Source organism: Nonomuraea guangzhouensis, from assembly GCF_019396345.1.
In the GTDB taxonomy this organism is placed as follows: domain Bacteria; phylum Actinomycetota; class Actinomycetes; order Streptosporangiales; family Streptosporangiaceae; genus Nonomuraea; species Nonomuraea guangzhouensis.
This window is the reverse complement of record NZ_JAHKRM010000018.1, coordinates 40,039-66,825: the sequence shown is the minus strand read 5'-3', so window position 1 is coordinate 66,825 and position 26,787 is coordinate 40,039. Positions and strand designations below refer to the sequence as shown.

Annotated in this window: 19 protein-coding genes; 5 read left to right on the top strand and 14 right to left on the bottom strand. The window is 68.7% G+C overall.

Annotation, left to right across the window (positions count from 1 at the left end; translation table 11 throughout):
- Window positions 1–26 precede the first annotated feature (26 nt).
- Together KME78_RS33820 and KME78_RS33815 are read left to right on the top strand one after the other, a co-directional pair.
- On the top strand, window positions 27–6,938 hold the full coding sequence (locus KME78_RS33820; RefSeq protein ID WP_219533487.1) for a DNRLRE domain-containing protein: 6,912 nt from the start codon (window positions 27–29) through the stop codon (window positions 6,936–6,938).
- Window positions 6,939–7,032: 94 nt separating this feature from the next.
- Entirely contained in the window at window positions 7,033–7,674 is a 642-nt protein-coding gene (locus tag KME78_RS33815) for a hypothetical protein (RefSeq protein ID WP_219533486.1), read from the top strand.
- A gap of 169 nt (window positions 7,675–7,843) precedes the next feature.
- On the opposite strand, the gene KME78_RS33810 is transcribed toward KME78_RS33815, so the two are convergent.
- Genes KME78_RS33810 through KME78_RS33795 form a run of 4 tightly spaced genes read right to left on the bottom strand, consistent with a single transcriptional unit; the run spans window position 7,844 to window position 10,435 of the window.
- Entirely contained in the window at window positions 7,844–8,026 is a 183-nt protein-coding gene (locus KME78_RS33810) for a hypothetical protein (RefSeq protein ID WP_219533485.1), read from the bottom strand.
- 5 nt (window positions 8,027–8,031) lie between these two features.
- Window positions 8,032–8,931: a carbon-nitrogen hydrolase family protein gene (locus KME78_RS33805; protein WP_219533484.1), complete on the bottom strand. Its 900-nt coding sequence runs from the start codon at window positions 8,929–8,931 to the stop codon at window positions 8,032–8,034.
- Window positions 8,928–9,431, bottom strand: coding sequence for a hypothetical protein (locus KME78_RS33800; protein ID WP_219533483.1), 504 nt, complete (start codon window positions 9,429–9,431; stop codon window positions 8,928–8,930). Before KME78_RS33800 ends, KME78_RS33805 begins: the two co-directional genes overlap by 4 nt.
- Before the next feature lie 2 nt (window positions 9,432–9,433).
- Complete coding sequence (locus KME78_RS33795; RefSeq protein ID WP_219533482.1) at window positions 9,434–10,435, bottom strand: SIS domain-containing protein; 1,002 nt, start codon at window positions 10,433–10,435, stop codon at window positions 9,434–9,436.
- Window positions 10,436–10,487: 52 nt separating this feature from the next.
- Between KME78_RS33795 and pdxR the strand changes: the two genes are divergently transcribed.
- Window positions 10,488–12,014: a MocR-like pyridoxine biosynthesis transcription factor PdxR gene (gene pdxR, locus KME78_RS33790; protein ID WP_443687874.1), complete on the top strand. Its 1,527-nt coding sequence runs from the start codon at window positions 10,488–10,490 to the stop codon at window positions 12,012–12,014.
- Between the two features lie 64 nt (window positions 12,015–12,078).
- On the opposite strand, the gene KME78_RS33785 is transcribed toward pdxR, so the two are convergent.
- The 7 genes from KME78_RS33785 to KME78_RS33760 all read right to left on the bottom strand — a co-directional run bounded on the left by KME78_RS33785 (window position 12,079) and on the right by KME78_RS33760 (window position 19,474).
- Entirely contained in the window at window positions 12,079–13,080 is a 1,002-nt protein-coding gene (locus KME78_RS33785; protein ID WP_219533480.1) for a LacI family DNA-binding transcriptional regulator, read from the bottom strand.
- 82 nt (window positions 13,081–13,162) lie between these two features.
- Window positions 13,163–14,125: an aldo/keto reductase family protein gene (locus KME78_RS33780; RefSeq protein WP_219533479.1), complete on the bottom strand. Its 963-nt coding sequence runs from the start codon at window positions 14,123–14,125 to the stop codon at window positions 13,163–13,165.
- Window positions 14,122–15,114 carry a LacI family DNA-binding transcriptional regulator gene (locus KME78_RS33775; protein ID WP_308127235.1) on the bottom strand — a complete coding sequence of 331 codons (993 nt, stop codon included), beginning with the start codon at window positions 15,112–15,114 and terminating at the stop codon, window positions 14,122–14,124. The genes KME78_RS33780 and KME78_RS33775 overlap by 4 nt, the downstream gene beginning before the upstream one ends.
- On the bottom strand, window positions 15,111–16,445 hold the full coding sequence (locus tag KME78_RS64930; RefSeq protein WP_308127234.1) for a GH1 family beta-glucosidase: 1,335 nt from the start codon (window positions 16,443–16,445) through the stop codon (window positions 15,111–15,113). The genes KME78_RS33775 and KME78_RS64930 overlap by 4 nt, the downstream gene beginning before the upstream one ends.
- Complete coding sequence (locus tag KME78_RS33770; RefSeq protein ID WP_219533477.1) at window positions 16,442–17,263, bottom strand: carbohydrate ABC transporter permease; 822 nt, start codon at window positions 17,261–17,263, stop codon at window positions 16,442–16,444. Before KME78_RS33770 ends, KME78_RS64930 begins: the two co-directional genes overlap by 4 nt.
- Window positions 17,264–17,265: 2 nt before the next feature.
- Window positions 17,266–18,186, bottom strand: a complete 921-nt coding sequence (locus KME78_RS33765; RefSeq protein ID WP_308127233.1) for a carbohydrate ABC transporter permease — start codon at window positions 18,184–18,186, stop codon at window positions 17,266–17,268.
- A 4-nt stretch (window positions 18,187–18,190) separates the two neighbouring features.
- Window positions 18,191–19,474 (bottom strand): ABC transporter substrate-binding protein, encoded by a 1,284-nt coding sequence (locus tag KME78_RS33760; protein ID WP_219533475.1) that lies wholly within the window; start codon window positions 19,472–19,474, stop codon window positions 18,191–18,193.
- Window positions 19,475–19,770: 296 nt separating this feature from the next.
- Between KME78_RS33760 and KME78_RS33755 the strand changes: the two genes are divergently transcribed.
- Together KME78_RS33755 and KME78_RS66460 are read left to right on the top strand one after the other, a co-directional pair.
- On the top strand, window positions 19,771–21,960 hold the full coding sequence (locus KME78_RS33755) for a glycoside hydrolase family 9 protein (protein WP_219533474.1): 2,190 nt from the start codon (window positions 19,771–19,773) through the stop codon (window positions 21,958–21,960).
- 29 nt (window positions 21,961–21,989) lie between these two features.
- Window positions 21,990–23,381, top strand: a complete 1,392-nt coding sequence (locus KME78_RS66460) for a glycoside hydrolase family 6 protein (RefSeq protein ID WP_281428932.1) — start codon at window positions 21,990–21,992, stop codon at window positions 23,379–23,381.
- Between the two features lie 117 nt (window positions 23,382–23,498).
- Here the strand turns inward: KME78_RS66460 and KME78_RS33745 are convergent, their stop codons facing one another.
- Genes KME78_RS33745 through KME78_RS33735 form a run of 3 tightly spaced genes read right to left on the bottom strand, consistent with a single transcriptional unit; the run spans window position 23,499 to window position 26,784 of the window.
- Window positions 23,499–24,146 carry a DUF3159 domain-containing protein gene (locus KME78_RS33745; protein WP_219533473.1) on the bottom strand — a complete coding sequence of 216 codons (648 nt, stop codon included), beginning with the start codon at window positions 24,144–24,146 and terminating at the stop codon, window positions 23,499–23,501.
- Between the two features lie 5 nt (window positions 24,147–24,151).
- Complete coding sequence (locus tag KME78_RS33740) at window positions 24,152–25,333, bottom strand: FAD-dependent oxidoreductase (protein ID WP_219533472.1); 1,182 nt, start codon at window positions 25,331–25,333, stop codon at window positions 24,152–24,154.
- Window positions 25,330–26,784, bottom strand: coding sequence for an FAD-dependent monooxygenase (locus KME78_RS33735; RefSeq protein ID WP_219533471.1), 1,455 nt, complete (start codon window positions 26,782–26,784; stop codon window positions 25,330–25,332). The genes KME78_RS33740 and KME78_RS33735 overlap by 4 nt, the downstream gene beginning before the upstream one ends.
- Window positions 26,785–26,787: the final 3 nt, after the last annotated feature.

Genomic DNA, 26,787 nt, shown 5'->3' with positions numbered 1-26,787 from the left:
CGGCTCTGACCATGCCGCTCTCGCTCATGAGCGCGCCCGCGATCGCCCAGGGCCCCACGCCACCTCCCATCACCACTCCCACCCCCATGACACCGCCAAAGGCTCCGGCCACGCCCACCGGCAAGGCGCTGGCGCAGGCCAAGAAGGACAACCGGCGCATCGAGATCGAGTCACTGCGCTCGGAGAACGCCACCTACTACGCCAACCCCGACGGCAAGACCTTGCGGCTGGAGCAGTACCTGGAGCCCATCCGGGTCAAGAACGCCGGCGGTGACGGCTTCGCCCCGATCGACACCACCCTCGTCGAGGCAGATGGAGTCATCAAGCCCAAGGCAGCCAAAGGCAGCCTGACGCTGTCCCCCGGCGGCGACACCGAAGCGATCAAGACCAAGAACGGCAACCTCGCCGCTCAGATCGACGCTCCGAGCACGTTGCCCAGGCCCAAGCTCAACGGCAGCACCGCCACCTACTCCTCCGCTTACGGCAAGGGCATCGACCTGGTCGTCACCGCCACCGCGACCGGGTTCCGCCAGCAGATCGTCATCCGGGAACGCCCCGCGGGACCGGTGACCTTCCGCGTCCCCGTGGATCTGCCCAAGGGCATCTCCTTCGGCAAGAACGCCAAGGGGCAGCCGACGCTGAAGAGCGGCAACGGCAAGCACAGCCTCGACATCCGGCCCGCGGCGCTGCTGGACGCGGTCGCGGCTGACGCGAACGCGGACCTCGGCGCCGTCAGGGTCGGCAGGGCGCAGGTGAGCCTGGACGGTTCGGCGCTGGTGTACGGTCCCGACCCGGCCTTCCTCGCCGATCCGGCCACGACGTACCCGGTGACCATGGCCGCGGTCGACGACGACTGGTACGAGTGCACCCTCGGCACGCCTTGTCCTCCCGGCGATCCCATGGACACGTACATCAACGACGTGGACCTCACCGACAGCTGGGACATGCACTACCGCGACCAGATGTGGGTCGGCAAGTCCTACGCCAGCAACATCGCCAAGCGCTGGCGCGCCTACATCCAGTTCCCGCTCCCGCAGTCAGGCGACCCTTTCTGGGGCTCCAGAATCCAGAACGCCGACCTGGAGCTGTGGAACTACCTGTCCAACGACTGCGGCGAGTTCGTCGGGTCCGGAATCACCGCTCGGCAGGTCACCTCCGACTGGGACCATCTGACCCTGCAGTGGTCCGACCAGCCGTCGGTCACCAACGCGGGCGCGGACACCGAGTACGGGGCCTACAGTCCCGACTGCTCCGGTTCGATGAACTATGAGCACGACCTCATCCACTCGGTCGACACCATCGTCCAGGCATGGGCAGACGGCGAAACAAACTACGGATTCCGGCTCTCCGCAGGTGACGAATCCGAATTGCGGAACTGGCGCCGCTACCGCAGCCGGGAGCAGACCAGCGGCTATCCCGCCCACGGTCCCAGGCTCACGGTCGACTTCGAGCCCCCGGCGCCCGCGCGCCAGGAGACGGTCGTCATCGCCGCGCCGGAGCCTTTGGGTACCCTCCCCACCGACTACGACCAGGCGGTCGCGATGTCGACACGTGCGGGCAGGACGGTGGAGGAGTTCGGGTCGATCGACGTACCCGACGCAGTACTCGACGCCACCCTCGCGAACCACAACGGGATGGCGGACACAGTCGGCACCGACAAGTTCACCCCGGATGAGGTGGGCGTTCCTGAGCCGGATGACACCGGGAGCGGAGACGGAGAGGACACCCTGGCCCCGCGGGTCCTCACCCACGAGCCCGCTGCCGGCGTGGTCGAGGTCCCGCTCGACGCGGTGGCGCGGGTGACGTTCACCGAGCCGGTCGGCAACGCGGAGGTCACAGTACGGGCGGACGATGGCACGACTGTCTCGGGTTCCCTGGCTTACAGCGACGACGACAAGGTCGTGACGTTCACTCCGGCCCAGCCATTGGCGCCGGGGACCACGTACTCCGCGGAGGTCGCCTGGGCGATCGACGGCGTGGAGAACACGATGGAGCCGTACTCGTGGTCCTTCCGGACGGTCGACCAGATGACCGGCCGTTGGACGTTCGACGAGGGGGATGGCCGTACAGCCGCCGACTCCTCCGGGAATGATCACGACGCGAGCCTGAACGACACCGCGGCGTGGATCGCCGGCAAGAGCGGGAACGCGATCTCCAACGTGCCGTCGCAGGCGCGGATCGCCGCCTCCCAGGCCGCAACCAAGCAGGGCAAGGCCGTCGAGGTAACCGGCGAGACGACCGCGACCAGCATCACCTACGCCCAGCCCGACGGGAAGACGTACAAGACCGAGGTCACCGCCGGTCCGGTACGGACCGAGCAGGCCGGCAGGTGGGTGCCGATCGACACCACCCTCGTGGAACAGGGCGGCAGGCTGAAGCCGAAGGCGATGGCCGAAGACGCTGTCGTGGAGATCTCCGCCGGTGGCACGGATCCGTTCGTGAAGATGTCCGCTGACGGGAAGTCGTACGCGCTGCGCTGGCCGACGCCGCTGCCGAAGCCGACCGTCAAGGGCAGCGTGGCCACCTACACCGACGCCGCGGGCGTCGGGGCTGACCTGGTGGTGATGGCGTTGCCGACCGGGTTCCGGCATGAGGTGGTGCTGCGCCAGCGGCCGTCCAAGCCACTGGAGCTGCGGATCGGCGTAGACGACGAGGGCCTGACCCTGACCGAGGGCAAGGGCGGCCGGCTGCTGCTGAAGGGCAGGGACAAGAAGCTGATCGCCTCGGCGGGGCAGCCGATCGTGTCGGACGGCAGCGCCAAGGGCAGGCTCCCACTGGCCAAGCACGCCAAGGCCGACACGGACGTGGTCACCAAGGACGGCCGTACGGAGCTGGTGGTCAAGCCGGACCAGGCGTTCCTGACGGGCGCCGGCACCACCTACCCGGTGCGGGTGGCCGCGGCGGTCACGCTGCCGCTCGGCGCCGACGTTGAAGTCAGCACCAACGACACCGTCGACTCGCCTGCCTGGCCGGACGGCTTGAACATCATGGCCGGCACCATGACCGGCGGGATGAAGTCCCGGACGCACCTGCGGTTCGACACCACGGGCTTGCCGGGCAGCACGGTGACCGACGCCACGCTGTCGATGAACACCGTTCACAGCCCCAACTGCGGCGCCGCGCTCGCCAACGGCATCCAGGTCGCCCGGCTGACCAGTGCCTGGGACCCGGACAACATGTACTGGGCCGGCAAGCCCGCCCTCACCACGGAGGACGCCTCCACCAACTTCAAGGGCGTCAACTCCGACTGCGCCGTCTGGCCGGACAGCATGGACTGGAAGGTCACCGGCATCGCCCAGGACTGGGCCGCCGGCGCCGCCAACCACGGCCTGGTGCTCAAGTCGCCCGGCGAGGCGAACATCGACAACTACCGGGTGTTCACCTCCTCAGAAGACGCCGACTTCAACCTGCCTCCCAAGCTGACCATCACCACCAGCGGACCCGCCTCCGCGCCGACCGTCTCCGCCCCGGCCATCACACCGGCGCAGATCGTGAACGGCACCACGGTGACGACCTCGCTCACCCCGCAGCTCGCCGCCACCGTCGCCGACACCGCTCAGGGAAGCCTCACGGGCCAGTTCGAGGTCGAGCACGATCCGGCCGCGACCGGGCAGGGCAGCGGCCAGATCTGGACCGGCGCCTCGCCGGTGGTCGCCTCCGGCGGCCAGGCCACGGTAAGCGTCCCCGCGGGCAGGCTGGCCGACGGGTGGAAGATCCGCTGGCGGGTACGCGCGGTCAACGCCACCGCCGCAACCACTTCGGCGTGGTCGAACTGGCAGACGGCCACTGCCGATGTGCCGAACCCGACGGTGGGCGCCTTCCAGGTCACCCCCTCCCAGATGGTGAACGGCGTCACCGTCGCCACGAGCTTGACCCCGGCCCTGCGCGCCACGGTCACCGACCCGGCTGCTCAGCCTTTACGGGGCGAGTTCCAGGTCGAGCACGACCCGGCCGCGACCGGGCAGGGCAGCGGCCAGATCTGGACCGGCGCCGTCGATGGCGTCGCCTCCGGCACCCAAGCCTCGGCGAGCGTCCCCGACGGGAAGCTGACCGACGGGTGGAAGGTGCGCTGGCGGGTCCGCGCGATCAACACCGCCACCACGGTCGGCTCGCCGTGGTCGGACTGGCAGGCCCTGACCGTCGACGTACCCGATCCGGTCTCCGAACCGGCCGTCGGCGCGCTACAGGTCACCCCGTCCCAGCAGGTGGACGGCACCACGGTCACCCCCACCCGCACCCCGACTCTGCTGGCCCAGGTGAACGACCCCGCCGGGAAGCCCCTGCGGGCCGAGGTCGAGGTCGAGCACGACCCGGCCGCACCCGGCGGTCAGGGCAGTGGCCAGATCTGGGCCGGTAGCGCCGACAACGTCCCGGCCGGCGCCCAGGCGAGCATCGCCGTCCCTGCGGACAAACTGACCGACGGGTGGAAGGTGCGCTGGCGAGCTCGCGCGGTCTCACCCACCGCCGGCTCCGCCTGGTCGGACTGGCAGTCCTTCACCGTCAGCCTGCCCAAGCCCACCGCCACCGGCCTGACCATCGCCCCGTCGAAGGTGGTGGACGGCGTGACGGTGACCACCACGCTCACCCCCACGATGAAGGCCACCCTCACCCACCCCACCGGCCAGGCGCTGCGCGCCGAGGTCGAGGTCGAGCACGACCCGGCCGCACCCGGCGGTCAGGGCAGTGGCCAGATCTGGACCGGCAACGTGGACAACGTCGCCTCCGGCACCCAGGCGAGCATCGCCGTCCCAGCGGACAAGCTGGCCAACGGGTGGAAGGTGCGCTGGCGCCTGCGCGCGGTAGCCGACGACGTCTCCTCGGTCTGGTCGGGCTGGCAGCAGGTCACCGTCAACGTCACCCAGCCCGGCGAGGAGCCCCTGGCGCAGACCGCCGGACCGGTGATCCGCACCGACCAAAGCTTCACCGCCGCTGCCTGGCTGCGCTGGAGCGACAAGGAAGGCGATTACCTCGTCGCCGAGCAGAGAGGCAACCACCAGGCGCCGTTCCGGCTGGGCAACACCGCAGAGCACGGTCTGGTTTTCACTTTCACCAATGCGGATGCAACCGATGCGACGGTCGAGGGTGTCCTGTCGGGAATTGAGCCGCCGGTCGATGAGTGGTTCCACCTGGCGGGAACGTACGACGCGGCCGCGCGGACGGCGACCTTGTACCTGAACGGAGCACAGGCCGGGACCGCGAAGTTGTCCTTCCCCGTCTGGGACGCCCAGGCCCCGCTGCGGATCGGCGCGGCCATGGCCGGGAGCATCGACGAGGTCCGGGGCTACCAGCGGCCGCTGACGGCCGCCGGAGTCGCCTACCTGTTCACGCGACCCCAGACCGTCCAGACTGCGGCGGCGCCATCCGCGAAGGCAAGTCCGGCCCCCAGAGCGTCCACTACGACGACGGGAGTTTCGTCCGCCGCCTCCAGCGACGGCGGCTTCTACAAGCGCGTCGAGTTGGATGACTGTCAGGCCCTGGATGACAACTACGACGGGGACACGGCCGACACCTACGTGACCTGGATGAAGGGAGAGTACGCTTTCGGCCAGTCCCGGATCCATGAATCCACCTACAATTACTGCTGGTCGTCGTACATCTACGTCCTGGAATTCGCCGAGAATCCGTTCACGGGCGGGATGGTGAGGGCCGCGAAGCGGTCATTGCTCAAGAAGGCGAAGAAAAAGAACGGGCAGTCGGTCGAGGTCGAGGACGACGATGCGTTCCGGTTCCGCGCCACCTGGGTCATGCACACCTATCTCGGCGGCACGGGAGGAAAAGAGTTCTCCCAGGGCCAACTGTCGGCCCAGACGATCAAGATATTCAGCCGTCTCGACGGGTTCGCGGTTGTCGACGGCGACGGTGACGTGAAGGTACCGTCGAATGACCTGAGCGGGATCGAGATGAAGGTCCACCCCGACTCGGGGGCGGGCCAATGCCGTTATCAGAGTGGGCCCAGGACGCTGCGTGACGTCTCCGCGTGGAATGCCGCCCCCGACGCCGAGTTCCTGCTCGGGTGGAATGGGACGAACAGCGGTGTCCAGCGGTGCGAGGTCGGTGTCGTCGTCTTCATTCCGGGTGAGGACGAGGGCACAGGCCTGGCCGTCCCGCTCTGGAACCGGAAACTCGTCGACAGTCGTTACAAGGTCGAGGAGAACACGGTTCTCCGGCATGGTTCGGGGATTCCCGTCAGCGACTGGGACGGTTATCCGTACACGGAACTGGTGCCTGTGGTCCAGTGCGACTGGCAACAACTTGGGGGGTTCGGGGTCCCCCATCGGATTGGGGGCTGCATCATCCCTTCGGTCCCCCGGGTGTTCGTGATGTCCAAGAGCAGGAACGCGAACTTCCTCCAGGTCATCCAGCACATCGAAAAGGCGCTCAACTCGCAGACCAACGTGGGCACCGCCCCGCCGAAGCGACTCGGCCACAACTGGGCCGAGCCCAAGTATCCGCCCGCGAAGACCACCATCGCGACTCCCGTGAGCAAGCTGATCCCCGGAAACTGGGCAGACCCGTTCAGCAAGCCGCTGACCAAGGTGAGCACGACGGACGCGAACGTCAATCGAACGTTCTTCTCCAGGCTCCAGTTCGTCACGGACAAGGGGACTTCCGCCGAACGACGCTGGCCGGATGTTCCCGAAGGGACTACGGTGTCGGCTCGAGAACTTGCGGGGGTGAACTATTGCAAATACTACTTCTACGACAAATACGCCGTAACGACAAGGTGGCTCCACGGGGTTCCGCAGGCGGGATGGATCAACTGTGACGAGTATCCGTTCGCGTCGACCAAGGAGGGCGCCGGCATGAAGGATGGCAACTACTCCATTCAAGCAGTCGACAGACAGGACAATCTGGACCACGGAGACGCCGTCAACAAGTTCTATGCCGATTACCGTGTCGTGCCCGGGGAAAAATTCTGGGTCAAGATTGTGAGCTGACCCGGCGCCCGGGACGGCCTGAGCGTCTGTGACCGGGCCGGCCTGGAGGGCTTCGACGGTCTAGCTGGGATGCCTATGGGGTGGAGGTGGTTGTATGATCACCTCCACCCCCATAGCTTTTGAAGAAATTCAAAGGAACGAGACGGTGGACATGTCGCGCACGCTGCCAGCGGAGAGTCAGTGGAACCTCCTGGACGAGTACACATTGAACGCCCGCTTCGATGCGGCCTGGATCGATACGGAGGATATCGAAGAGATCGCGCAGCGTTTCCGCGCGGATCCGGGCTCTGGAATTCTTTGCGATCTCGATACGGCATTTCGCTTGGCCGTCGAAAATGAGCAGGACATTCTGGTCTGGATCGGGGAGCATTCGCCGGGCTGGTCCGTTGCGATTACCATGAGCAGGAGCTTTACTTTTCGGGAGGGAGCGAGTACGGGCGGAAGGCGCATCATTAGTTATTGGCATATGGCCTACCTGGGTGAGATCGGCGATGAGGGAATGGTCTATCACTACGATGGAGAGCTCATGGGCAGGGTGGGAGTGGAAGCGTTCCAGGATTACGCGCGCGATCTGGAAACATACGTAGGGTTTGAGGAGGAGGTGGAGAGTTACCTGATCCTCGCGGGGCGGATCACGGGCCGTTTTCTTGACCGGGACTGGTTCGCGGCGCCGCGCGTCCTCTACCGCATTCCCAACGGCGCCTGGCCGCGCTGGAATGAGCCTCTTTCAACCTGATCACGGATGCTGCGGGAATCGGAATGGACTGGTGCCCGCGAACTGCGGCACGGCTTCGTCTCGCTGCTGTCCGACTCTGGACGATCCCTTCGCCCGGCAGTCAGTCGCCAATGCGAAGGGTGCCACCCTGACGAGTGGCACCGGGGAGTGGGAGTTTTCACACGTCAGATCACATATTGAGCCCTCCACCCTGGAGCTGATCGCCGAGCTGGGGTGGATCGAGGAGTTCCTCAGCTCCGGTGGCAGGAGGCGTGAACGAGGCGGCTCTGGTCACCGTCCGGTGAGCCAGGTCGTTCATGGGGTCGCCGAGCGGGTTGTCGATGACGTTGTGGTCGATCCTGGCAGCGTGCATTTCTCCTATGACTCTGGTGGAGAGGTACGGAACTGGAAGATGTCGGGGCGTGCGTAGTGGCCGACGACATCCAGGTCGAGGTAAGCGCCGTCGAGCACGGCCAGGTCGATGTCGGCGACGAGCATGTCCTGCTTGCCGAAGGACGGCCCGGCGAGCAGGCGTCCGAAGGGGTCCACGACGCAACTGCCCCCTTGGATGATCGCGTCGGCCGAATCGGTAGCGGCGAAGTCGTGCGGATAGTCGTTCCGGCCGGCGAACTGGTTGGCCGAGAGCACGAAGCAACGGCCCTCGACGGCGATGTGCCGCATGGTCGACGTCCATACGTCGCGATCGTCCACCGTGGGCGCGCAATAGATCTGCACGTCCCGCTGGTAGAGGGCGGTGCGGTAGAGCGGCATGTAGCTTTCCCAGCAGATGGCCAGGCCGATGCGCCCGATGTCCGTGTCCGTGACGATGACGTCGCGTGCGGCGCCGCGTCCCCAGATCACGCGTTCGGTTCCCGTGGGTACGAGCTTGCGGTGGCGAGCCAGCAGCGTGCCGTCGGGTGCGAACAACAGTGCCGAGCAGTACAAGGTACGGCCGGCGCGTTCGATGACGCCGACGACCACGTGGACCCCATGGGCCGCCACCGCGGCGCTGATCTCCTCGAACGCCTCACCAGGGATCTCGACCGCCGATCTGCGGTACCGCGCGAACAGCGCGCGTCCCTGGTCGTCGCGCCGTCCCACGCTCGCACCGAACGTCGAGCCCTTGGGATAGCCGCCGATGAACGCCTCGGGGAACACCACGAGGTGCGTTCCCTCAGCGGCCGCCCGCGCCAGGAGGTCCCGGAAACGGCGCAGCGTCTCCGGCAGATCGAACAGGCGGGGCGCGGCCTGGACGACGGCGACGCGTCGTGTCGTCACGACGCCGTCCTCTCGGCGACAGGCCCCGACGTGAGATACCCGGAAAGGTCTGGGGTCGCGGGGCGCTCCAGGACATACCTGATCCAGGCTCGCCGTTCGTGGTCGATGGCCTGCAGTTCCCAGACGCAGGCCGTGGGCCCCTCCGGCGGTACGGGCCGCAGGTTCGTCGTGCCCAGGTCGGCCCGCCACAGCCGCTCGTACAGGATGTCGGCCTCCCACCAGCACACGAGCACCCACAGTGCCTCAGTGCCACGATGCAGAACAAGGAATCCGGCGCCCAGGCGTGTCCCGGACCGCGCGGGTTGCGGCAGGTCTCGCTCGGCCGCCTCAAGCGCGGCTTCGGTCTCGGCATCGCCGGGAAGCTCGCTGCCGGCCGCGATGGCGATGAGCTTCAGTCGCCAGCCCGCACGCTCAGTGACCCCGAGCCATTCGGTTCTACGCGGCCGGTACGGCTCCGTCGGCAGCGGGAGGGGGTTCGAGAAAATCGGCGAAGGGGTCATGGTCACAACGTCAATTCGGTCATGGCCGACATCCACGGTTCCACCCCGCCGTGGAGGGTGTCGGGATCAGTGCCGCGTATCCGGGCGAGCTCCGCGGTGAGCCGCTGCAACGGCACGATGGACGTGAAGGGCCGCATCCACGGGTCAACCGGTGCGAACCTCAGGTCTGCGCCGTCCTCGCCGCTGGTCCACACGGTCGCGCCGAGCTTGGCCAGCAGCGCCCGCAGCGTTTCCGTCCGTCCTTGGTCGTCGGCGCTTGGCGTGATGCTGATGACGTTCATGCCGGCGCGGAAGGCGGCGGGTGTGCCATGCAGGGAGAACTCCGTGGACATCGCCTCCGTCCACAGACGGGCCCCTTCCTTGATCTTGAGTGCGGCCTCGGCCGCGGTGATCGCGTCGAGATCGAAGCCGACCAGCAGCAGCGGCTCACTGGCAGCGCAGCCCTCGGCGACCTGGATCGGAGCGGGCTCGGCCAGGGTCAGCTTCAGCGCCTCGGGCACGGTCCGCAGCGCGGCCGCGAACCGCTCCCGATGCGGCCCTTCCAGACCGGCCACCATCCCGGCCAGCACAGCCAGCGACGACAGGTAGGAAACGGTGAAGGTACCGGCCGTCTCATTGGGGCACGTACGCGCGACGACGTCGGCGGGCTGATCAGGAGCGTCCGCCCCCACGATCGCGATCGTGGCGGCACCGGCCGCGCGTGCCTTGTCGAGCGCGGCGCTCGGATACCGCTTGTAACCGCGATGGCTGATCACCACCACTTGATCCTCGGCGGTCAGCGGATAGCACAGCGCCAGGTCGTGCGCGTCGACTGCCGCCGCTCGGACACGGCCACCGGAGACGTGCCACGTCCACGCCGCGGCGATTCGCGCGGCGTGCAGCGAGGTGCCGATTCCCGTGAAGATGATCGGCCGGCCTCCGTCCAGGCGAGGCGGGTCGACGGTGAGCAATTTCGCGACCATGTCCGGCTGTGCGGCGATCTGGTCGTCCAGAGCGAACTTCATGGGCGAGACCGTACGCATAAAGTGGTAATCCCAACAGGTCCACTTATCCGCGATGGAGCAGTCCACTATCGTGCCTCGCCCACCGGCCGCTTTCCCGCCCTTGGTCATTCCACTCGCCCAAGAGAGCGGAAGGCCCCTGCGCTGGCGGCTGCACCAGGGGTTCAGGGCGGCTATTTTGAACGGGCAGTTCGAGCCGGGCGCGCGCCTGCCATCCACCCGTACGCTCGCCGGCTCGCTCGGCATTTCCCGCTCGACCGTGGTGGAAGCGTTCGATCAACTCGCGGCCGAGGGCTTCATCGAGCGCCGGACCGGGTCCGGCACCTATGTCAGTCCTCAGCTCTCCGGTCTGGGCGCGGGCGGCCGAGCCGAACGCCCGCCGAGTGCCGATCCGCGCCGCCGACCGGCGCGGCGGATGCGTCTGGCGTCAGCCGCCCCCACCTCCCTGAGCGAGACGTTCGCGGGCCGGCCGATGGCGTTCACTCCCTGCGAACCCGATGTGGAGCTGTTTCCGCATCGGCTGTGGGCGAGGATGCTGGCGCGGCACGCCCGCGCACCGAAGTCATGGAGCGCCTCACCCGACCCCGCCGGGCTGCTCGAACTGCGGCAGGCACTCGCGGCGCACCTCACACTCTCGCGTGGGGTCACGGCCGACCCTGATCGGATCATCGTCGTGTCCGGTGCGCGGCAGGCCATCTTCCTCTGCGCTCATGCGCTGCTCGATCCCGGCGACGACGTGTGGTGCGAGGACCCCGGCTACCCCGAGGCGCGAACGGCCCTGGCATTCGCCGGGGCGAACGTCGTACCCGTGCCGATCGACGACGGGGGAATCGACGTGAACGCGGCCGAACGCCTGGCGCCACGTGCGCGCGCCGCCTACGTGATGCCTTCTCACCAGCTCCCGACCGGCATCGTCATGAGGCTCCGGCGGCGCCTGCAGCTACTCGACTGGGCCGCGCGCAACGACGCGTGGATCCTGGAGGATGACTACGACAGCGAATTCTGCTACGACAACCGGCCGCTGACCGCCCTGCAGGGCCTCGACGATCGCCAATCGGTCGTGTACATCGGCACCCTCAACAAAATCACCTACCCGGGTCTGCGCCTGGGCTACGTGGTGGCGCCCGCCGCCATCGCGGACGCGCTCGCCTCGGCCGCCGTCACGATGTCGCTGTCCGTGCCGCTCGCGGTGCAGGCCGCCGCCGCGGACTTCATCTCCGAAGGGCACCTCGCCCAGCACATCACGCGCATGCGCGGCGTGTACGGCGAGCGCCAGCGGCTCCTCATCGACGAACTCGACCGCCAGATCGGCGACGCCATCCGCCCGGAGCCGATATCCGTGGGTATGCACGTCCTGGCCGCGCTGCACGGCATCTCCGCCCAGGAGATCGCCGCGCGTGGCGTCGCCCGAGGTCTGGACCTTCGCCCGCTGTCCGGCTACGCCGAGACCTCCGTACCCGGCAACGCGATCGTCCTGGGATACACCCACCTGTCACAGGAGCGGATCCGATCGGCGGTACGCGTCCTCGCCCAAACCCTGGCCGACGCCCACACGGCCGCATCCCAGCGGCCGAGCACGTGACCGGTGGCGGTTGACGAACGGTGCGGTCACGACCTGGAGCCGCGGGCCGTGCCGTGATTCGGGTTCAGGCGGATTCGCGGATGACCAGTTCGGTGGGGAGGATGAGTGGGGTGGGCTGCTCGCCGCGGATCAGGGCGAGCAGCATGCGGATCATCTCGCGGCCGAGGGCCTTGATGGGCTGGCGCACCGTGGTGAGGGTGGGATGGGTGTGCCGGGCGGTCACCACGTCGTCGAACCCCACGACCGCGATCTCGCCGGGTACGGCCCGGCCGCGCTCTTTCAGCACGCCGAGCGCGCCCACGGCCATCTCGTCGGAGGCGATCAGCACGGCGTCGAGGTCCGGATGGTCGGTCAGCAGGCGAGCCATCGCGGCGGCTCCGCTCGCCTCGGTGAAGTCGCCGTGCGCGACCCGCTCGTCCCCGAGTCCGGCCAGTGCCAGCGCCTCGCGGAAGCCCAGGTAGCGGGATACGCCGACGTGCATGTCGAGCGGCCCGGTGATGGTCGCGATCCGGGTGCGGCCGATGGAGATCAGATATTCGGCCGCCTGGCGCGCGCCGTCGCGGTTGTCGGCGTCCACGTACCAGTGGTGGGAGCCGCCCAGGGAACGTCCGCCGTGCACCACGGGGACGCCGCCTTCGGCGGCCACCTTCGCCAGAGGGTCGTTCTCCCGCAGGGCCAGCAGCATGACACCGTCGGCCCTGCGTGACTGCAGGACACGGGCCAGCCGGTTCCGGCCGCGCTCGGAGGCGGCCAGGATCAGCAGCAGCTCAAGGTCGGTCTCCTCCAGGGCGGCGTTCACCCCGACGATGACCTCGGCGAAGAAGGGGTTGGTGAACAGGGCCTGGTCGTCGCTGGAGACAGCCAGCACAACAGCACCACTGCGCTGGGTGGCCAGGGAGCGGGCGGCGACGTTGGGCACGTAGTCCAGGTCCTTGATGGCCCGCTCCACGGCCTGCCGCGCGGCCCGGCTAACATGCGGGGCGTTGTTGATCACCCGGGACACCGTGCCCCTGGACACGCCCGCCCGCCGGGCCACCTCGTCCAGCGTCGGCTGCCGATCCGTCATTTTTAGGAGCGCTCCCAAGTGTGTACATGCTGGTCAGTTGGAGGTTATCAGGCTTCCAGTCTGTGAGCGCTCCCAACGGTGATCAGGCCCTTGTGAGAGGGCTGAAGGGCCCGTCGGCCACGCGTTCCACCACATCGTCCAAGATCTCGTCGATCGCCCCGAGCACGTCGTCTCCAAGGGTCACCCCGGATGCCGCCGCACTGTCGCGCACCTGTTCGGGCCGCGAGCCGCCGACGATCGCGGCCGAGATCTCCAGGCCGCGCAGCACCCAGGCGATCGCCAGCTGCGCCATGGTCAGCCCGAGGTCCCCCGCGATCGGGCGGAGCCGCTCCACGCGCGTCAGGACGTCGTCGGTGAGCAGACGGTCCACGAACTCCCTGCGCGCCTCGGCGGGCGGCGCCTGGCCGGGGGAGTAGCGCCCGGCCAGCACACCCTGGGCCATCGGCTGGTAGACGAGCTGGCCGATACCTTCCTTGGCGCACAGCGGGAGGATCTCTGGTTCGATGACCCTGCGGAGCATGTTGTACTGCGGCTGGTTGGACACGATCCGGTCCAGGCCCAGGTCGTCGGCGATGCGCAGCGCGTCGGCGAGCTGATCCGCCGTCCAGTCGGAGACGCCGACGTACAGGACCTTGCCGCTCCGCACCAGGTCGTCGAAGGCCCGCAGGGTCTCCTCCAAGGGGGTGGCGTAGTCGTAGCGGTGCGCCTGGTAGAGATCCACGTAGTCGGTGCCGAGACGGCGCAGGGAGCCGTCGATCGAGCGCATGATGTGCTTGCGGGACAGGCCGCGGTCGTTGGGGCCGGGGCCGGTGGGCCAGTAGATCTTGGTGAGGATCTCCACCGAATCGCGGCGGACGCCCCGCAGCGCCTGGCCGAGCGCCTCCTCGGCGCGGGTCTCGGCATAGGCGTCGGCGGTGTCGAACGTGGTGATCCCGGCGTCGAGGGCGGCGTGCACGCAGGGTTCTACGGTGTCCTCGGTGAGCCAGTTGCCGTAGGCGATCTCGCTGACCATGAGCCCGCTGTGCCCAAGATGACGAAATTTCATGAAGTCTCCCTTGTCGCGAGGTGTGGGGTGAGGATGAGGACCGATCGGCTCGGTGCCCCGCCGCCGATCAGCATGAGCAGCAGGCGGACCATCTCCCGGCCCATGTCCTGGACCGGCTGATGGACCGAGGTGAGCCCGGCCTGCTCGGCCAGGGGTGAGTCGTCGAAGCCCACGACGGCTACGTCGGCGCGGCCCGCCTCGCGCAGCACCCGCAGCGCGCCCAGGGCCATCAGGTCGGAGGCGGCGAAGACCGCGTCGAGGTCGGGCCTGCGGGCCAGCAGTGCCCGCATGGCCACGGCACCGCTCCGCTCACCGAAGTCCCCGCCCGCCACGAGATCGGAACTCTCCTCGATCCCGGAGGCGGTCAGGCCATCACGATAGCCCCCCAGCCGGTGGAGGCTGACGAGCATGTCCATCGGCCCCGTGATGGTCGCGATCCGGCGCCGTCCCCGCTCGACCAGGTGCCGCACCGCCAGGTACGCTCCCGCCTGGTTGTCCACGTCCACGACATGAGCGGCGAGAGCGGGATCGAGCGGCCTGCCGCCCAGCACCGCCGGGACCCCGAGCTCTCCCAGGTGGGACGGGAGCGGATCCTCATGGTGCAGCGAGAGCAGCAGGACCCCGTCCACGTGGCCGCCCCCGAGATAGGCCTCCAAGGCTGACCGCTCGCTGCTCGACCGGGCCATGGTCATCAGCAGCTGCTTGCCGGACGACGTCAGCTGCGCAGCGATGCCGCGTACGACGCCCGCGAAGAACGGGTCGCTGAAAACCCGCTCGGGAGACTCGGAGATGACCAGCGCGACCGTGTCCGTGCGCCGGGTGACCAGCGAACGCGCGGCCCGATTGGGGGTGTAGCGCAACTCCTCGATGGCCTTCTGCACGGTGAGCCTGGTCTGCGGACGTACCTTGGAGGAGTCGTTGAGCACGCGGGAGACCGTGCTCCGGCCGACCCCCGCGTGCGCGGCCACCTGCTCGATCGTGGGTCTCACAACCCACCGCGCCTGATCACCTCGGCGTACCAGCGCGCGCTGTCCTTGGGGGTACGGCGCTGCGTGGCGAAGTCGACGTGAACCAGGCCGAACCGCTGGGAGTACCCGTACGCCCACTCGAAGTTGTCCAGCAGAGACCAGGCGAAATAGCCGCGCAGCGGCACTCCCTTCGCCACGGCGTCGTGGCAGGCGCGCAGGTGGCCGTCGAGGTAGGCGATCCGGTCGGCGTCGTGCGCCTCGTCGTCGTAGGCCGCGCCGTTCTCGGTGACGTAGAGGGCGGTCACCGGGTAGTCGCGGGCGAGCCGTACGAGCAGGTCGGACAGCCCGCTCTCGTCGACCTCCCATCCCATGGTGGTCCGCGGCCGCCCGCCGTCGACGAACCGCACCGTCTCCGCCCCGACGTATGGGCTCGGCTTGGCCGGTGGATGGGCGGGACCGTCGCCGGAGACGATGGCCGGGGTGTAGTAGTTGACGCCGAGGAAGTCCAGCGGCGCGGCGATCACCTTCAGGTCGCCGTCACGGACGTGCTCGAAGCCGGTCACCTCGGTCAGGTCCTCGACCACGTCCGCGGGGTAGGCGGCCCGGAACAGCGGGTCCAGGAAGATCCGGTTGGCCACGCCGTCGATGCGGCGCGCGGCGTCCAGGTCCTCGGCCGAGCCGGTGGCCGGGCTCACCTGGGTGGGGTTCAGCGTGATGCCGACCCGTGAGCCGCTCATGGCGCTCGCGGCCATGCCGTGACCGAGCAGCAGATGGTGCACGGCACGGATGGCGGCGGCCGGCTCACGCCGGCCGGGCGCGTGCTCTCCGGTGGCGTACCCGAGGAAGGCCGAGCACCAGGGTTCGTTGAGCGTGGTCCAGTTCGTCACCCTGTCGGCCAGCGCGTCGTGCACGGCGGCGGCGTAGTCGGCGAAGCGCAGGGCCGTGTCCCGCGCGGCCCAGCCACCGGCGTCCTCCAGCGGCTGGGGCAGGTCCCAGTGGTACAGCGTCGGCCACGGCTCGATCCGGCGGCTCAGCAGCTCGTCCACGAGGCGCCGGTAGAAGTCCAGGCCGCGCTGGTTGACGGCCCCCGATCCGCGCGGCTGCACCCGCGGCCAGGCCACGGAGAAGCGGTAGGCGCGCAGGCCGAGCTCGGCCATGAGGGCGACGTCGTCGCGGTAGCGGTGGTAGTGGTCACAGGCGACATCGCCGGTGTCGCCGTCGCGCACGTTGCCGGGCTGCGCGGCGAAGACATCCCAGATCGAAGGCTCGCGTCCGTCCTCGGCGGACGCCCCCTCGATCTGGTAGCTCGAGGTGGCGGCCCCCCAGAGAAAGCCAGGATCGAACGTGTTCACGCCTTGACGGCTCCTTCCATGATGCCGCCGATGATCTGGCGGCCGAACGCGATGAAGACGAACAGCAGCGGGAGCGTGGCGATCAGCGTCCCGGAGAACATGAGCGTGTAGTCGGTGTAGTAGGTGCTGGACAACTGGCTGAGCGAGAACTGAACGGTCGGGTTGTCGGCCTCCAGAACGGCCAGCGGCCACAGGAACTCGTTCCAGGTGCCCATGAAGGTGAACAGCCCCAGCACGGCGGCGCCCGGCCGTAGCGCGGGCAGCACGACCTTCCAGAAGATGCCGAACGTCGAGCAGCCGTCCACCCGTGCCGCCTCGACCAGCTCGTCGGGGACGGCCCGCTCGGCGTACTGCCGCATCAGGAAGACACCGAACGCCGAGACCAGGAACGGCACGATGACCGCCTGCAGCCGGTTCTGCCAGCCGAGCTCCACCATGATCATGTAGAGCGGGATGATGCCCATCTGGACCGGGATCATCATCGTGGCCAGGACGACGAGCAACAGCGCGTTCCTGCCGCGGAAGCGCAGCTTGGCGAACGCGAAGCCGGCCAGCGAGCTGAAGAACACCACCGACACGGTCACGGTGATCGAAGCGATCGCGGAGTTGACCATCCCCAGCAGGAAATTGGCGTCCTCGGCCGCGAAGAGCCGCGTGACGTTCTCGCCCAGGTTGCCGCCCGGGGTGAGCGGCGGCGGCCAGTCGCCGACGACGTCGTTGGCCCGGGTGGCGACGACGAACAGCCAGTAGACCGGGAAGACCGACAGCGCGATCGCCGCCAGCAGGGTGAGGTAGACCAGAGGGCCAGAGGTTCGCATGGCTATCTCGCCCTCCGCGTCACCATGAAGTTGACCAGAGCGAAGACCACGATGAGCAGGAAGATCATCCAGGCGACGGCCGAGCCATAGCCGTAGTCGAAGTCCCTGAAGGCCTTCTCGAACATGTACATGGCCACGGTCTGGAACTGCCGCAGACTGCCGCCGGAGATGGCGTAGCCGCCCTGGCCGAAGATGAGCGGCTCGGTGAACAGCTGCATGCCGCCGATCGTCGAGATGATCACAGCGAACAGGATCGCCGGCCGGATCAGCGGCACCGTGATGCCCCAGAACTGCCTGACCTTGGAGGCACCGTCGATGGCCGCCGCCTCGTACAGGTCGCGCGGCACCGACTGCATCGCGGCCAGGAAGATCAGCGCGTTGTAGCCGGTCCAGCGCCAGTCGACCATGACCGAGATCGCCAGCCAGGACGACCACTTGTCCGCCCGCCAGTCCACGGGGTCCATGCCCAGCAGGGCGAGCAGGCCGTTGGCCATGCCGGCGTCGCGGTCGAAGATCTGGCTGAACACGATGCCCACCGCCGCCACCGAGGTGACGATCGGCGCGAGCACCCCCATCCGGAAGAACGTCAGCGCACGCAGCCGCTGGTTGAGCAGGCTCGCCACGACCAGTGCCAGCAGCAACTGCGGCACCGTGGCCAGCACGAACATGCCGAGTGTATTGACGACCGCGTTCCAGAAGTCGGGGTCGGCGAACAGATCCGTGTAGTTCGCCAGCCCGACGAAGCCCGCGTCCCCTGCCAGATCCCAGTCGTGCAGCGAGACCCACGCGGTGTACAGCAGCGGGAAGAGCCCGAAGACCGCGAAGATCACGAAGAACGGCGCCACGAAGAGGTAGGGCGAGCCCACCAGGTCGAGGCGGGACAGCAGCCCCGCCCGCGACCTCGCGTGCGCACTGGATGACACTTTGTTACTTCGCAGCACGCTTGGCGTCCTCGACGGCCTTGGCCCACGCCTCGTCCGGCTGGAGCTTGCCCTGCTCGACGGCCATCAGCGCGTTACCGACGCGGTCACCGACCGGGTTGTTGTTCGGCCCCAGGTAGACCGGCTTGAGCGCCTTGGCGCTCGCTCCGAAGATCTTCCCGACGGGCGCGTTGTTGAAGTAGTCGTTGACGAAGCTCTGCACCGCCGGGTCGTCGATGGCCTGCGGCGATGAGGGGAAGTTGCTCTTGGCCTTGAACGCCGCGATCTGCCCCTTCGGGCTGGTGAGGAATTTCACCAGTTCGGCCGCTTCCTTCTGGTGCTTGCTCTGCGTCGGCACCGCCAGGAACGAGCCGCCGCGAACGGCTCCGTCGCCTGGCACGCGCGCGACGTCCCACTTGCCGGAGTTCTCCGGCCCCGCCTGCTCCTCGATGACGCCGAGCATCCAGGACGGGCACGGGATGGTGGCGAAGGTGCCCTTCTTGAACCCGGCGTTCCACTGCGGGCTCCACTGCGCGAGATTCGCCGACAGTCCGCCCTGGACCATCTTGACCGCCTGGTCCCAGGCCGCCTTCACCCCGGAATTGGTGTCGATCACCAGGTTGTTGGAGGTGTCGTAGTAGGTGTGGTCGCCCTGCTGCATCAGGATGTTCTGATAGATGCCCCCGGCCGAGTCGAAGAAGTGCGCTCCCGTCTTGGCCTGAGCGAACTTCTGCCCGGTGGCGAGGTAGGCGTCCCAGGTCGGCCAGAGCTCACCGACCTTCTCACGATCGGTGGGCAGTCCGGCCTTGGCCAGCAGGTCTGTCCGGTAGCACATGCCTTGCGCGCCGACATCCGTGCCGAGCCCGACGAGTTTGGCACCGTCGTTCGTGAGCGCCTGCTTCCACTTCCATTCCAGGAAATCAGCCTTCAGCGACCCGGCTCCGTGGTCGAGGAGGTTCACGAACTGCTCGGGCTTGGCCATGAACTGGATGAGGATGCCCTCCTCCAGCGCGACGACGTCTCCGGCTCCGCTGCCCGAGGCCATCCACTGCTGCAGCTTGGGCAGGTAGTCGCCGAGCTGGGCGATGCTCTCCTGCTTGATCGTTATTCCGGGGTGAGCGGCCTCGTACTGCTTGTAGAGCTCCTCGTAGCCGAACTCGCTGAAGGTCTTGACCACCAGGGTGACCTTGCCCGGCGTCGCGGCGTCCTGCTTCGGTGCTCCGGCGCCGCACGCCGCGAGCAGGCCGGTGAGGGCGGCGGCGATCAGTGGCCGCGCCAGCCTTGTCGTCATGTCATTTCTCCCCTGCTTCCGGGAGCGGTTCCAGAGCGGATGGAGCCACTGGATACGCGCAATCACCTGCGTTGACGCCGCGGATTGTGCCAGTGTTCCAAGAGCTTTTTCCGTACATAATTGGGAGCGCTCCCAGCCGATGGTAGGGGATTGTCGCACCGCTGAGAAGGGGGCGACGAGAGCAAGGTTCAATCTCTGCGAAACAGTTGACAGCTCGCGGCGCCCTGGCAGAGGATTCGGCACTGACGCCGCGGTGTGCCGGGGACGACCTGTCCAGCGACCTGAAAGGTCCCGGTATGTCCGCCACACTCAGGCTGTCCGCGGCCTGTGTCCTCCTCCTCGCCGGCCTCGCGACCCCCGCGCACGCCGACTCCTACGAAAGACTCCTGAACGGCAGCTTCGACAGCGGCAAAGACCCTTGGTGGAGCAGCCAGAACACCCCGTCACGCGTCGAATCGGGCCGGCTGTGCGCCGACGTCCCGGCCGGAACCACGAACCCGTGGGACTCCATGATCGGCCAGAACGACGTCCCGTTGGAGGACGGCCAGCCGTACACGCTCCGCTTCACCGCCTCCGCCAGCCGGGACGTCACCATCCGGACCACCGTCCAGCTGGCCGGCCCGCCGTACACCACCCCTCTGGACCAGCGGCCCGAGCTGACGGCCACGCCGCGCACGTTCGAGTACACCGCGACGTCGAACGTCTCGGACTCGCACGGACAGATGACCTTCCAGATGGGCGGCGCCACGGAGCCGTACACGCTCTGCCTGGACGAGATCTCCCTGGTCGGCGGGGTGCTCCCGCCCGGCGGCGTCCGGGACCTGGGCTCGCCGGTGCGGGTCAACCAGCACGGCTACGCGACCTCGGGCCCCAAGCGCGCCACGATCGTCAACCCCGGGACGGAGCCGCTGGAATGGCGGCTGCTCGACAAGCGCGGTGCGGCCGTGGCCCAGGGGCGCACCCGGGTGCACGGTGCCGACGCGATGTCCGGCGACCAGGTCCACGTGGCCGACTTCTCGTCCGTCCGCAAGGCGGGCACCGGCTACACGCTCGCGGTCGGCGACCAGGTCAGCCTGCCGTTCGACATCGGGGACGACCTGTACGACGGGCTGCGCAGGGACGCGCTGGCGTACTTCTACCACAACCGCAGCGGCATCCCGATCGAGGCCGCGTACGTCGGCGACGCCTATGCCAGGCCGGCCGGGCACCTCGGCGTCGCGCCCAACCAGGGGGACACCCGCGTCCCGTGTCTGCCGGGCACCTGCGACCACACCCTGGACGTACGCGGAGGCTGGTACGACGCGGGCGACCACGGCAAGTACGTGGTGAACGGCGCCCTCGCCGCCTGGCAGCTCATGGACCTCTACGAGCGCTCGCGCGGGCAGAACGATCTGAAGGGGACGCGCGACGGCCTGCTGCGCATCCCCGAGGCCGGCAACGGCGTCCCGGACGTGCTCGACGAGGCCCGCTGGGAGGTGGAGTTCCTGCTTCGCATGCAGGTGCCCGGCAGCGGGCTGGTCCACCACAAGACGCACGACGCCGCGTGGACCGGGCACCCGACGATTCCGCACCTGGACGCGCAGTCGCGCTACCTCTACCCGCCCTCCACCGCCGCGACGCTCAACCTTGCCGCAGCCGGCGCCCAGTGTGCCCGGATCTGGAAGACCTGGGACCGCGCGTTCGCCCGGCGTTGCCTTGAGGCCGCCGAGACCGCTTGGCGGGCGGCCCGCGCGCATCCCGACCTCTACGCACCACCCGGAGGCGAGGGCGGGGGCGCCTACGACGACACCAACGTCTCCGACGAGTTCTCCTGGGCCGCCGCCGAGCTGTACGCGACCACTGGTAAGCGCTCCTACCTGCCCTTCGTCACCACGAAGCTGACCGCGGACGGGTTCTCCTGGCAGTCGACCGGCGCGCTGGCCGACCTGACCGTCGCCCGGCTGCCCGGCCGCTTCCCGGCCGCCATGTCCGTCGCCGCGCGCAAGCGGGTGCTGTCCGTCGCCGACGGCTACGTGCGCGACATGAACGCTCAGGGGTACGCCAACCCCTACCTGCCGGCCGACGGCAAGTACGTCTGGGGCTCGACCAGCGCCACCACCAACAGCGCGATGATCATGGCGACGGCCTACGACCTCACCCGCGATCGCCGCTACCGCCAAGCCGTCCTGGAATCGATGGACTACCTGCTCGGGCGCAACGCGCTCAACCAGTCCTACGTCACCGGGTACGGCGAGCGGGCCAGCCACAACCAGCACCACCGATTCTGGGCCCACCAGATCGACCCGAGCCTTCCCACCCCCGCGCCCGGTTCCCTGGCCGGGGGCCCCAATTCCGGCCTCCAGGACCCGGTCGCCCAGCGCAACCTCGCCGGCTGTGCGTCGGCCAAGTGCTACATCGACGACATCGGCTCCTGGTCCACCAACGAGGTGGCGATCAACTGGAACTCATCCCTTGCCTGGATCGCCGCTTTCACTGACTCCCTGTGACAGGGATCCCCAAGAAAGGAAAGCAGTACATGCGAGTATTAACCCGGTTGGCGGCGATCACGGCCGCAACGGCGACCGCCCTGTCGGTGGCCGTCGCCGCTCCCGCCACCGCCGCGACCGAGCTGGTGGTCAACGGCACCTTCAGCACCTCCACCGCGCCCTGGTGGAACTCGTCCAACACCTCCATGGCGGTGGACACGGGGCGATTGCGCGTCAACGTGACCGGCGGCACCGCCAACCCATGGGACGCCATGGTGGCCCAGAACAACATCAATCTGACCAGCGGCAAGGCCTACACGCTGTCGTTCGACGCCGTCGCCTCCGCCTCGGTCAGCGCGGTCACCACCGTGCAACTGGCCGACAGCCCGTACACCAACACCCTGACCAAGACGATCGCGCTCACCACGACGAGCAAGCGCTTCAGCTTCCCCTTCACCTCCAGCCTGAGCACGGCGGCCGGACAGGTGTCGTTCCAACTCGGCAAGAACGCGGCCCACACCGTCCACCTCGACAACGTCTCCCTCACCGAGACGACGTCGGGGTCGGGGTCCGGGCCGATCAACATGACGAGCGGCTTCTACGTCGACCCCAACTCCAACCCCGCGGTCTGGGCGCGCAACAACTCCGGCGACTCCCGCGCGGCCCGCATCCAGTCCTCGATCGGCTCCAAGCCGATGGCCCGGTGGTTCGGTAGCTGGAGCGGCGACATCGCCTCAGCCGTCTCCGGCTTCGTGGGCGCCGCCGACAGCGCCGACAAACTGCCGATCCTGGTCGCGTACAACATCCCCGGCCGCGACGCGTGCGGCGGTCACTCCGGCGGCGGCGCCGGCACCGAAGCGGCGTACAAGACGTGGATCTCCGCGTTCGCCTCCGGCATCGGCAACCGACCCGCGGTCGTCGTCATCGAGCCCGACTCGCTCGGCGACTTCGACTGCATGAGCGAGAGCGCGCGGCAGGAACGCATCCGCATGCTGACCTACGCGACCGAACAGTTCCGCGACAAGGCCGCCAACACCTGGGCCTACCTCGACGCCGGTAACGCCGGCTGGACCGCACCGGCGACCATGGCCTCCCGGCTGCAGAGCGTGGGCGTCGCCAACGTCCGCGGCTTCTCGGTCAACGTCTCCAACTACTACACCACCAGCCAGTCGACCACGTACGCCAACGCGATCAACTCCGCGCTCGGCGGCACCGCCAAGTTCGTGATCGACACCAGCCGCAACGGCAACGGCTCCAACGGCGAATGGTGCAACCCGGCGGGTCGCAAGCTCGGCGCCACGACGCAGGTCGGCGGCGGCGCCGAGATGCTGCTCTGGGTCAAGGTCCCCGGCGACTCGGACGGCAACTGCGGCATCGCGCCGAACGTGCCCGCCGGAACCTTCAGCCCGGACATCGCCGTACGGCTGATCGACGGCACGTGACCTAGCCTCAAGCTCTGAGAGAGGCATGCCCGGCGTCACTCGTGACGCCGGGCATGCCTCTCCCCGTATGCTGGTCCGTCGACCTGCCGCCTCTCTCCGGCGTCTCCGCCGAGAGGATCATCTCCGGCTCGCCCATGTCCTGCGGAAGGCAACGCCCGCGGGGTGGTAGGGGCAGTTCGGCCGACGGCAGGGTCGCGCGATCAGGCGGCGATGGAGCCTCCAGAGGAAGAGGGCGGACAACAAGTAGGCGGGTGCCTCGATGAGGACCTTGACGGCTCCCATCGCGACCGCCTGACCGTCGAGGTAGAGCCTGATCTGGTTGGCGGTGAGCGCGGCGTCTATGAGGAACCAGACGAGGTTGACGATGGTGAAGGCACGCAGTTGGACGGCGCAGCGCCGCCATGCCGGCCCCTGCCGGGTGAGCACGCCGTACGCGAGCCCGAACGGCGGCAGCCTGAGCAGCAGCAGGATGGGCGTGGCGACCACGAGTGCCCCGCGCACCACCAGCAGCGGCAGGAAGAAGTCGGCGGCGTTACCCGACACGGTGACCAGCGCCCCCGCACCTACCGACACGCCGAATCCGGCGAGCGCCGCCCACGGCTTCTGGGCCTGCCGTACCCGGAAGAGGGCCACCCCGGCGGCTGCCGCCAGCGCGGCCACCAGAGACGGAGCGATCTGTCCCGTTGCGGCGAAGAGGACGGTGAAGCCGAGGACGGGCAGCGCGGTCTCGAGAACGTGGGCGCCGACCTGGCGCAACAGCTGCACGGCGGTCAGCCGCGCAGCAGGAAGTCGCCCATGGCGGACACCGAGGCGTTGACCGCTTCGAACCCGTCGCGACGCATTTCCGCCTCGTAGGCGGCCACCGCATCGAGCAGCGGCTGCCCGCCGGCCAGGTATCGGCACAGGCGCCCGGCGTCTTGCAGGGCGGTGTTGGCACCCGAACCGCGGTTGGGCGGCATGGCGTGGATGGCGTCGCCCAGCAGGGTGACCGCCGTGGGCTGCCACGGGTCGACCGGCATCGAGGCGCCCAGCGGCAGGCAGAGCGTCTGCTCCGGCCAGGCCTGCTCGACGACCAGCCGCAACGTCGGATGAGCCGGCTCGACCAGCTCGCGCGCGCGTTCCCAGAGACGTCTCGCGCCGAGAGTCTGGAATCCCGTCCCGAGCCTGTCGCTGGGCGGGATCAGCGCCCACATCAGGAAGTCGGTGGTCTCGCCCGGGTCCAGTCCGGGCAGCAGCCGCGCGGCGGCGCTCGGTGGCGGCTCCCTGAACTGCATGGTCGCCAGGATCATGCCGAGGTCGTCCAGCTCGGTGATGGTGAAGTTGCTTCCGATCAGATCGATGACCCCGGTGTTCGTGATCTCCGTGTTGATGGGGGTCTTGCCGCCGAGCCAGCGCGCGCCCGTGTCGACCACCTCGGCCTGCGGAAGCAGCTGGCGGCGTACGGCGGAGCCGATGCCGTCGGCTCCGACCAGGAGATCTCCGTCGGTGTGGCCGCCGTCGGCGAAGTAGGCGCGTACACCCTGGCTCAGATACTCGAACCGGACGATTTCCCGGCCGAACCGCACGCGGTCCTCCAGGCCGTTCAGCAGGATCCGCCTCAGCAGCTGACGGCTCACCGGGTGGCCGGGCCGCACAGCCTCGGGCCTGCCCTCCCCGCCGTCAAAGGTGTTCGTGGCCAGCAGCTCCAGGCGGCCGTTCATGTCGCCGATCACCTTGAGTGCTCGGCTGTCGTGCCCCAGGGTCGCCTCGAACAGTTCGGCATGGGCCGGGGGCAGGCAGGCGTGCAAGGCATGCTTTCCCCTGTCGTCGATGTGGAAGCGGGCTCCCTGGGCGCGGCTCTCCGGTGCCGGGTCCCGCTCGTGAACGGCCGCGTCGATCCCGGCTCGGCGCAGCCCATGAGCGAGCGTGAGTCCACCGAGTCCGGCTCCGGCGATGATGACGCGCAAGGTCACGGCTGATCTCCTCTGTTCAGGATGTGGCTGAGTACGGCTTCGAGGTCGTGTTCCGGTGATGCCGTCCGCGCGCGCCAGGCGATGACGCCGTCAGGACGGACGAGGACGGCACCGCTCGCGCTCACGCCGAGGGTCACGGCCCACGACGGCTTCAAGGCGGTGAGCGGGACATCAGCGCTCGCCCACCCGGGGCCGGCCAGGCAGACGAAGTCCCGGCCGAACAGATCGGCCCCCAGGTAGGGCACGCGGGTGCCCGGCAGTCCTGCGGACTCCAGGGGGTCGACGAAGGTCTGGTCGCCTTCCGAGACCACCGCCGAGGACCGGTACACCGCACCGAACTCCAGGGTGAGCCGGTCGGGCAGATCCTCCGAGGGTGGGGTCACGCTGATCCGGGCGAGCGCGTCGGTGAGCGTGAGGCCGGCGAGCGGGCGGCGCTCGGCGTCGTAGCTGTCAAGCAGCCTGGGACCCGCCGTGCCGCTGAGTATCAGAGCCAGCTTCCAAGCGAGATTCTGCGCGTCCTGAAGCACGTTGCCGCCGTGCATGCCCGGTGTGGGGGGCAGCGAGCAGGCGGCATCGCCTATGAGCGCGACCCTGCCGCGGGTGAACCGCTCGGCGGTGAGCAGGGTGATCGGCAGGCTGAAGGTGCCGTCGATCTCGACTTTCAGGTCCGGCAGCCCCGCGGCTGCGCGGGCGAGCGCGACCAGGTCCTCGCCCTCGCCGGGGGAGTCGTCGGCCGGGCGGGGACGCAGGAGCGCCCACGAGTCGGGCCCGGACTCCTTCAGCAGGGTGCCGCCCACCCCATCGAGTTGCACGCCGACGAAGTGCCGCCCGCGGATGGCCTCGCCGAGATCCGCGCGGAAGGCCACGCCGTGCAGCTGGGCGATGGTGCCCGGGCCTTCGGCCTCGATCAAGGCGCGCTCGCGGACAAGGCTGTGCGGGCCGTCGGCGCCGATCACGTACGAGACTCGAACGCTCGTCTCGCCCTCCGGCCGGCGCACGTCGGCGACGAGCCCGTCGGCCTCCTCCTTTCGCAGATCGGTCAGCTCGGAGCCGGTCCAGATCTCCGCGCCCAGCTCCAGGGCGCGCTCGCGCAGCAGCTCGCGCAGCCACGCGTGGTTGCAGCAGACCGGCTCGAGTGGGCTCAGCCGCGGCGGTACGGCCACCCATGGCTGCGGCACCCGCCCGAGTTCGGGGCCGGCCAGGGTGTCGGCCTGCAGCATGTCGCCGAGCTCGTCGGGGTGGAACCCGGCCGCGCGGACCGGTTCCTCCAGGTCGAGGATGCGCAGCAGTTCCACGGCGGGCACGCTGAGCCGTTCGTTGCGCGAGGTGGGTGGCAGTTGGGTACGGCGTTCAATGATCAAGCAGGGCACGCCGTAGTGGCCGAGGAGGGTGGCTGCGGCCAAGCCGCTGAACCCTCCACCGGCCACCAGGACGCGGGCACTGCGGTCCATGGG